The sequence below is a fragment of the Isoptericola variabilis genome (assembly GCF_050311655.1).
Classification (GTDB): domain Bacteria; phylum Actinomycetota; class Actinomycetes; order Actinomycetales; family Cellulomonadaceae; genus Isoptericola; species Isoptericola variabilis.
In genome coordinates this window covers 21,530-29,362 of record NZ_JBNOZM010000012.1, presented here as the reverse complement: position 1 = coordinate 29,362, position 7,833 = coordinate 21,530, and the positions used below count along the sequence as shown (strand labels likewise).

The 7,833-nt window shown below is 76.0% G+C and carries 9 protein-coding genes; 7 read left to right on the top strand and 2 right to left on the bottom strand.

The genetic code is table 11. The features are described from left to right. A partial coding sequence (locus ACQP60_RS20710; RefSeq protein ID WP_429736504.1) for a hypothetical protein occupies positions 1-778 on the top strand: 778 nt, incomplete at its 5' end. Between the two features lie 114 nt (positions 779-892). Here ACQP60_RS20710 and sucB read toward each other — a convergent pair. Continuing rightward, positions 893-2,656 carry a 2-oxoglutarate dehydrogenase, E2 component, dihydrolipoamide succinyltransferase gene (gene sucB, locus ACQP60_RS20705; RefSeq protein ID WP_429736502.1) on the bottom strand — a complete coding sequence of 588 codons (1,764 nt, stop codon included), beginning with the start codon at positions 2,654-2,656 and terminating at the stop codon, positions 893-895. A 251-nt stretch (positions 2,657-2,907) separates the two neighbouring features. On the opposite strand from sucB, the gene ACQP60_RS20700 reads away from it, so the two are divergent. Continuing rightward, the gene (locus tag ACQP60_RS20700) at positions 2,908-3,252 is read left to right on the top strand and encodes an oxidoreductase (RefSeq protein WP_429736500.1); all 345 of its coding nucleotides are present in this window, start codon (positions 2,908-2,910) and stop codon (positions 3,250-3,252) included. 10 nt (positions 3,253-3,262) lie between these two features. Further along, the gene (locus ACQP60_RS20695; protein ID WP_429736498.1) at positions 3,263-4,042 is read left to right on the top strand and encodes a class I SAM-dependent methyltransferase; all 780 of its coding nucleotides are present in this window, start codon (positions 3,263-3,265) and stop codon (positions 4,040-4,042) included. A 60-nt stretch (positions 4,043-4,102) separates the two neighbouring features. Here ACQP60_RS20695 and ACQP60_RS20690 read toward each other — a convergent pair whose 3' ends face one another. Then, positions 4,103-5,593, bottom strand: a complete 1,491-nt coding sequence (locus tag ACQP60_RS20690) for a leucyl aminopeptidase (RefSeq protein WP_429736496.1) — start codon at positions 5,591-5,593, stop codon at positions 4,103-4,105. A 63-nt stretch (positions 5,594-5,656) separates the two neighbouring features. On the opposite strand from ACQP60_RS20690, the gene ACQP60_RS20685 reads away from it, so the two are divergent. Genes ACQP60_RS20685 through ACQP60_RS20670 form a run of 4 tightly spaced genes read left to right on the top strand, consistent with a single transcriptional unit; the run spans position 5,657 to position 7,816 of the window. Beyond that, positions 5,657-6,016, top strand: coding sequence for a hypothetical protein (locus ACQP60_RS20685; protein WP_429736494.1), 360 nt, complete (start codon positions 5,657-5,659; stop codon positions 6,014-6,016). Continuing rightward, positions 6,013-6,507: a hypothetical protein gene (locus tag ACQP60_RS20680; protein WP_429736492.1), complete on the top strand. Its 495-nt coding sequence runs from the start codon at positions 6,013-6,015 to the stop codon at positions 6,505-6,507. The genes ACQP60_RS20685 and ACQP60_RS20680 overlap by 4 nt, the downstream gene beginning before the upstream one ends. Continuing rightward, entirely contained in the window at positions 6,504-7,613 is a 1,110-nt protein-coding gene (locus ACQP60_RS20675; protein WP_429736490.1) for a quinone-dependent dihydroorotate dehydrogenase, read from the top strand. Before ACQP60_RS20680 ends, ACQP60_RS20675 begins: the two co-directional genes overlap by 4 nt. Continuing rightward, positions 7,610-7,816, top strand: coding sequence for a hypothetical protein (locus ACQP60_RS20670; RefSeq protein WP_429736488.1), 207 nt, complete (start codon positions 7,610-7,612; stop codon positions 7,814-7,816). The genes ACQP60_RS20675 and ACQP60_RS20670 overlap by 4 nt, the downstream gene beginning before the upstream one ends. The last annotated feature ends 17 nt before the right edge of the window (positions 7,817-7,833 follow it).

The following is a 7,833-nucleotide window of genomic DNA, read 5'->3' as shown; positions in this document are numbered from 1 at the left end:
GGCGCTGGGCCGGCGGCCGGCCGTGCCGGCGTCGGAGGGGGCAGCCCCGCCGACGCCCCGGAGGCGGGCGGTCCGGCGCGTCGACGGAGGCCGGGCGGGCCGGCCGGCGACCAGGTCCGCGCGGCGCGCGACCACCCCGCGCCGCCGTGGGGCCGCGTGGCGCGTGCTCGGCCTCGTCGGCGCGGTCGGGGTGATGGCGGTGCTGACGGCGGTCGCGGTCCAGGTCCGCGGGCCCGGCGACGACGCCGACGTCTCGGGCCCGACCGCCGGCGCGCCGGTCGCCCCGTCGGTGGCTGCCTCGCCGGTGGTGGTCGCCGACGACGGCTCGGCCGCCCGCGGCGCGATCCAGGACGATCCCGCGCAGGCCGACCCCACCCAGGACCGGGCCGACCCCGGCGCTGCGGCCGCGGAGCTCACCCGCCGGCGCGTCGCGCTGATCGCGGCGTCCGACCCGGGCTCCGTGGGGCTGGGGTCGGTCGACGCGCCGGGGTCCCCGGCGCACGAGGCGGACCTCGCCCTGCTCGAGGACGCGACGCAGGCCGGCACCCGGGTGACCGGCGCCGAGGCGCGGGTGCAGGACGCGCGGCCGGAGGAGGCCGGCGCGGGCCGATCGCGTGACGACGACACGACCGAGGTCGTCGTGCGGTACGCCGTGACCGCGCACGAGCAGGTCGCCGCCGACGGCACCGTCACCGTCGTCCCCGCGACGGACGTGCGCACCGCGACGTTGCGCCTCGCCTGGACGCCCGACGGCTGGCGGGTCGCCGAGGTCTCCTGAGCGCGGGACCGTCGTGGACCCACCCACCCCGGTGCGGTGCCGGGGCGAGGGAGACGACGAAGGGCGTCCCGGCCGCGGCCGGGACGCCCTTCGTCGGTCAGGGACGGGGCAGGGTCAGAGACCGACCTCGGCCTCGAACGCGCCCTCCTCGATGCGTGCCTTGATGGCGGTGAGGAAGCGCGCGGCGTCCGCACCGTCGACCAGGCGGTGGTCGTAGGAGAGGAACAGGTACGCGAACTGACGGATGGCGATGGTCTCCTCGCCGTCCGGGCCCGTCACGACCGCCGGCTTCTTGGTGATCGTGCCGGTGCCGAGGATCGCGACCTGCCCGCCGGGGACGATCGGCGTGTCGATGAGCGCGCCGCCCGAGCCGGTGTTCGTGATCGTGAACGTGGCGCCGGAGAGCTCGTCCGGGCCGACCTTGTTCGCCCGCGTGCGGGCGCCCAGGTCGCCGATCTGGCGGGCGATGCCGGCCAGGTTGAGGTCGCCGGCGTTCTTGATGACCGGGACCACCAGGCCGCGCTCGGTGTCGACGGCGATGCCGACGTTCTCCGCGGGGTGGTAGGTGATCTCGCCCTTGTCCTGGTCGATCGAGGCGTTGATCTTCGGGTACGCCTTGAGCGCCTCGACCGCGGCCAGCGTGTAGAAGGGCAGGAAGGTGAGGTTCGCACCCTCGCGTGCCTTGAACGACTCCTTCGCCTTCGCGCGCAGCTTGGCGACCTTGGTGACGTCCACCTCCACCACCGTCGTGAGCTGCGCCTGCGTGTGCAGGGCCTCGACCATGCGCTCGGCGACGATCTTGCGCAGCCGCGACATCTTCTCCGTCGTCCCGCGCAGCGGCGAGACGGGCAGGACGGCCGGGGCCTTGGCGGCCGGGGCCGCGGCGGGGGCGGTGGCCGGAGCCGGGGCGGCGGCCTTCTCTGCCGCGGCGAGCACGTCCTCCTTGCGGATGCGGCCGCCGACGCCCGTGCCCTGGAGGGTCGAGACGTCCACGCCCTTCTCCGCGGCGAGCTTGCGCACCAGCGGCGTGAGGTAGGAGCCCTTGCCCGCCGCAGGAGCGGCGGCCGGCGCGGCCGTGGCCGGAGCGGGGGCCGCCGGGGTCGGCGCGGGAGCAGCAGGCGCGGGGGCCGGGGCAGCGGGGGCCGGCGCGGCCGGGGCCGCCGCGGCGGGCTGCTCCGGCTTCTCGGGGGCGCCCACGGGCTCCGGAGCCTTCGCCGGCTCGGGCTCGGCCGGAGCGGCGGCGGGCGCCGCGGCGCCGGAGCCGATGACGGCCAGGACGGCGCCGACCTCGACGGTGGCGTCCTCCTCGACGAGGAGCTGCTGGACGGTGCCGGCCACCGGGGACGGGATCTCGGTGTCGACCTTGTCGGTCGAGACCTCGAGGAGGGGCTCGTCGACCTCGACCGAGTCGCCGACGGCCTTGAGCCAGCGGGTCACGGTGCCCTCGGTGACGGACTCGCCCAGCGCGGGCAGCGTCACCTCGGTGCCCTCGCCGCCACCGGCGGCGGGCGCCTCGGCGGCGGGAGCGGGGGCCGGGGCGGGCTCGGCCGGGGCGGCGGGCTGCTCGGGCTCGGCGGGCGCCTCGGGCTCGGCGGCGGGGGCCTCGGCGGCCGGGGCCGCGTCGCCACCACCGGCGCCGGAGCCGTCACCGACGACGGCGAGGGTGGCGCCGACCTCGACGGTCTCGTCCTCCTCGACCAGGATCTGCTCGAGCACGCCGGCGACCGGCGAGGGGATCTCCGTGTCGACCTTGTCGGTCGAGACCTCCAGCAGGGGCTCGTCGACGGCGACGGTGTCGCCGACGGCCTTGAGCCATCGGGTGACGGTGCCCTCGGTGACGGACTCGCCGAGTGCAGGGAGCTGCACGTTCTCAGACATGACCTGTGGAGTCTCCTTCGATCAGTGGGTCAGGCGACGTGCCGAGGCGAGCCGGGTTGCCGGCCCGCGACATCTGGGGTTGCCGCGTTCTGGTCACTGCCTGTCATCTTGTCACCTCCACGGGGGTCGCCCCAATCGTTCGGGGCTCCGGGTTGGTGTGACGCTGGGTACACCTGACCGCCGCATGACCTCCAGGACACCTCCGGGCGGTCTGCCGACCACGACCCCGGCGGCGGCGGTAGTCTCGCGCCATGTCGCTCAGGACCTCGCTGGGACGCCTGCTGGGCAGGTCGTCGTCGCCGGCCCCCGGCGCACCGCCGTCGTCGGGATCGCGGGGCGAGACGATCGCGTACCTGCAGGAGTTCGTGCGCACCCGCGTGGGCGTGGAGGCGTACGTCGAGCCGCCCAACGCGCAGACCCCGACGACCGTGCTGCTGGTGGCGACGACAGGGGAGTGGACGCGTCGCCGCGTCCCGGACGAGCGCACGGGCTTCGAGGTGGCCCGGTCGTTGGGCGTACCCGTGTACAACGTGCGGTTCACCGGCTACCCGCAGCGCATGCGCGACTGGACCTCGGCGCAGCGCCGCAAGGGCTGAGCCGCGGCGCGTGGACGACCGCGGAGAGGACCGGGTGGACGACCTGGACGACGGCGAACGCTGGTCGGCGGTGGCCGACGGGTGGTCCGAGCTGTGGGGCTCGTGCGCGGCGCCGGTCTGGGCGCCGCTGCTCGTCGCCTCGCGGATCGGGCCGGGGTCGCGCGTCCTCGACGTGGGCTGCGGCACGGGCGAGCTGGTCGGGCACCTGGTGCGGTGCGGCGCCGTCGCCGCGGGCGTCGACCCCGCCCCGGCGATGGTGCGCCGGGCACGCGAGCAGAATCCCGCGGCGAGGTTCCTGGAGGGCGACGCCGAGCACCTGCCGTTCGGGGACGACGCCTTCGACGCGGTCCTCGCGGTCAACGCGCTGCAGCTCGCCGCCGACGTCGACGACGCCCTGGCCGAGGTCGCCCGCGTGCTGGCCCCGGGCGGCCGGGTCGGCCTCGCGGGCTGGGCCGAGGGCTCCCGCAACGACCTCGACGTCGTCGAGCGCGCCGTCGCCGCGGCGTGGGAGGACGAGATGCCGCCCGATGGGCCGCTGCGTGCCGCGGGCGGGCTCGAGTCCGCCCTCGCCGGCGCGGGCTTCGACGTCGTGGGGGCGGGGATCGTCGACGTGCCGTGGACCGTTCCCGACGACGACCGCCTGGTGCGGGGCGTCCTGCTCGGCGAGGACGAGGCCACGACCGCCGAGCTCGCGCCGACCGTCCTGCGCGCCGCGGCGCCGTTCCGGGTCCCGGGCGGCGGGTACCGCCTCGCGAACGCGTTCCGCTGGGCCGTGGCCACCGCCCGCTGACCCGGCACGACGACGCCCGGCCACCCCAGGGGGACCGGGCGTCGTCGGTGGCGCGGGGCGTCAGGCCGCCGCGCGCCCCTCGAGGAACGCGAGCATCGTGCGCACGCCAACGCCGGTGCCGCCGGCGGGCGTGTACCCGAAGGACGAGCCCTCGTTGTACGACGGGCCCGCGATGTCGAGGTGCGCCCACGGGGTGTCGCCGACGAACTCGGCGAGGAAGTGCGCGGCGAACAGCATGCCGCCCCAGCGGCTGGGGGCGGAGTTGACCATGTCCGCGACGGTCGACTTCAGACCGGCCTTGAGCTCAGCGGGCATCGGCATCGGCCAGAACGCCTCGCCGGCGACGTCGGCGGCGGCCTTGACCTCGTCCCGCACGGCGTCGGTGCCCATGACGCCCGAGGTGCGGTTGCCGAGCGCGACCATCTGCGCGCCGGTGAGCGTCGCGATGTCGAGGACGACGTCGTGCCCGTCCTCGACGGCGGCGACGAGGCCGTCCGCCATGACGAGGCGGCCCTCGGCGTCGGTGTTGGTGACCTCGACGGTCTTGCCGCCGCGGATCGTGATGACGTCGGCGGGGCGCTGGGCGTTGCCGCCCGGCATGTTCTCCGCGAGGCAGAGGTACCCGGTGACGGCGACCGGCAGGCCGAGACGCGCGGCCGCGAGCACCGTGTGCAGCACGGCGGCGGCGCCGGCCATGTCGGACTTCATCGTCGGCATGCTGGCCGGCGGCTTGAGCGAAATCCCGCCCGTGTCGAACGTGATGCCCTTGCCGACGATGGCGACCTTCTCGGTGGCCTTGGCCGGCGTGTACGCCAGCTTGACGAGCCGCGGGCCGCGGGCCGAGCCCTGGCCGACGCCCACGAGCCCGCCGTAGCCGCCGGCGGCGAGCTGCTTGTCGTCGAGCACCGTGATCTTGAGGCCCTTGACGCCCTTGGCCGCAGCCCTGGCGGCGTCGGCGAAGGCGGCGGGGTACAGCTCGTTGGGGGCGTCGTTGACGAGGTCGCGCGTGCCGTGCACGGCGGCGGCGAGCACCTCGGCGCGCGCGACGGCGGCCTTGGCGCGGCCGGACCGCGAGAACGACGTCACGACCTGGATGCCGGCGACGGCGCCCTTGGTGTCCTTGCCCGTGCGGTACCGCGTGTAGGAGTACGCGCCGAGCAGCGCGCCCTCGACCACCGCGCCGAGCTCGTCCTCGTCCACCGCGGGCAGCGCGAGGGCGACCGTGTCCGTCCCGGCGAGCTCGCGCGTCGCGGCGCCGGCGGCGGACCGCAGCACCTCGTGCGGGAAGGTGCCGTCGGAGGCGCGCTCCCCGAGTCCCGCGAGGACGACGACGTCCGCCGAGACGCCGTCCCCGGCGGGGACGCGCCGCACCTCGTCGCGGGCGCCGGTGACGCCGAGCCGGGGCGCGAGGGTCTCGATCTGGCGCACGAACGACTCGGGGAGCTGGTCCGCGACGACGGCGACGCCGTCCGAGGTGGAGCAGGTCCCGACGACGAGGGCGTCGACCTTGAGAGAGCTGGGATTCTTGCCGGTAAGGGTGAGGTCTGCCACGCGCCGATGCTAACCCCGTCCCGCGGCCGTCGTCGGGCGCCCGGCGGCCGGTAGTCTGCGGGCGTGGTCCTTCCCCTGCTCATCGTCGTCCTGCTGGCGTGTGCCGCGCTCGCCGCCTGGGCGCTGTGGTTCGTCGTCCAGGACCGCGCCGTGATCCTCAAGCAGCTCATCGGCGCCGCCGTGGTCGAGGCGCTCGTGGTCGTGCAGGCCGTGGTGGCGGGCGTCCTCATGGTCACCCGCGACCACCCGGTCGACGGGCCGCTGTTCTGGGGCTACGTCGCCACCGCCCTCGTGGTGCTGCCGATCGCGGCGATCTGGGCGTTCGCGGAGCGCACCAAGTGGTCGTCCGTGGTGCTGGCGGTGGCGGCCCTCACGGTGGGCTTCCTCGACTGGCGGCTCTGGCAGATCTGGGGGGCAGCATGAGCGCCCCCACCCCGGACGTCACTCCCGACGGCGCACGCCGCACCGGCACCGGTTTCGGCCGGCTGCTCGTCACCGTCTACGGCATCCTCGCCTTCGCCGCGATCGGCCGGTCGTCGTACGAGCTGGCCACCAAGTTCTCCGAGGCGCCCGTCGCGTACTCCCTGTCCACGCTGTCCGCCGTCGTGTACGTGCTGGCCACCGTCGCGCTCGCCAAGGGCGGGCCGCGCTGGCGCGTCGTCGCCTGGGTGACCGTCGGCTTCGAGGCCGTGGGCGTGCTCGCGGTCGGCGCGGCCTCGGTCGCGTCGCCCGACGTCTTCGGCGAGACGACCGTGTGGTCCGGCTTCGGCCAGGGCTACGGTTACGTCCCGCTGGTGCTGCCGTTCGTCGGCCTGTGGTGGCTGTGGCGCACGCGGCCCCGCCCCGAGCACCCGCCGGCCGCACCGACCCCGACCGCACCCGAGCCGAACCCCGCCGACCCGGAGGCCCGATGAGCCCGTACACCCTGCTGTTCAACGGCGTCTTCCGCCGGATGGACCCGGAGCGGGCGCACGAGCTCGCGTTCGGGGCCATCTCGCTGGCCGGTCGTATCCCGGTCCTGCGGGACGTCGTCCAGGGCGCCCTCGCGCCGTACCTGGGCCGGGGCAGCGGCGGGCCGGGCAGCATCGAGGTGCTCGGCCGCACCGTGCCCGCGCCGTTCGGGCTCGCGGGCGGGTTCGACAAGAACGCGAGGGCGATCCGTGGCCTGACGATGCTCGGCTTCGGGTTCGTCGAGATCGGCACCGTCACCCCGCGCCCCCAGCCCGGCAACGAGGCGCCGCGCATGTGGCGCGAGCTCGACGTGCGGGGCATCCGCAACCGCATGGGCTTCAACAACGACGGCGCCCCCGCCGCGGCCGCGCGGCTCCGGGAGCTGCGGGCCACGCCCGCGGGCCGCGCCGTCGTCGTCGGCGCGAACATCGGCAAGAACAAGACGACGCCGGCCCAGGCCGCCGCCGACGACTACGCCGCCTGCGCCCGCGAGCTGGCCCCGTGGGCGGACTACCTCGTGGTGAACGTGTCCTCCCCGAACACCCCGGGCCTACGCGACCTGCAGACCACGGCCGAGCTGCGCCCCATCCTCACCGCCGCACGCGCGGCGGCCGACGAGGCCACCGCCGCCGCGGGCACCCGGCGGGTCCCGCTCCTGGTGAAGATCGCCCCCGACCTCGCGGACGCCGACGTCGACGCCGTGGCCGACCTCGTCGCCGAGCTCGGCCTGGACGGCGTCGTCGCCGTGAACACGACCATCGGCCACGACCGCGGGCCCGGTGGGCTGTCCGGCCCGCCGCTGCTCGAGCGCGGGCTGCAGGTCGTGTCCCGGCTGCGCGAGCGGCTCGGGCCCGAGCCGGCGATCATCGGCGTCGGCGGCATCGCGGGCGCCGACGACGTGCGCGCCTACCTGCGGGCCGGCGCCGACCTCACGCAGGGCTACACGTCGTTCATCTACTCCGGCCCGTTCTGGCCGTCGCGGGTCAACCGCGCCCTGACCCGTACGCGCGGGTCCGTCGCCGCCGGCAGCATCGACCGGCGCGACGACTCCGACGGGAGCGCCGCGTGATCCGGCCGCGGTGGGAGTGGGCGCTGGACGACGCCGAGGGGCGGGCGCTGACCGTCCCGAGCCCGGTCTTCACCACCCAGTACGACGCGGAGCAGTGGCTCGGGGAGCACTGGCGGGAGCTGGCCGCCGGCGGCGCGACCCTCGCCCGCCTGCTGCACGACGGATCCCAGGCGACGCCGGGCGTGGTGCTGCCGTCGGTCTGACGGCCGCGGCGCGGGGT

Excerpts from the sequence above, each read along its gene's own strand:
- ACQP60_RS20700 (WP_429736500.1), top strand. The coding sequence starts at position 2,908 with ATGTCGCTCAGGACCTCGCTGGGACGCCTGCTGGGCAGGTCGTCGTCG.
- sucB (WP_429736502.1), bottom strand. The coding sequence starts at position 2,656 with ATGTCTGAGAACGTGCAGCTCCCTGCACTCGGCGAGTCCGTCACCGAG.
- ACQP60_RS20680 (WP_429736492.1), top strand. The coding sequence starts at position 6,013 with ATGAGCGCCCCCACCCCGGACGTCACTCCCGACGGCGCACGCCGCACC.
- ACQP60_RS20675 (WP_429736490.1), top strand. The coding sequence starts at position 6,504 with ATGAGCCCGTACACCCTGCTGTTCAACGGCGTCTTCCGCCGGATGGAC.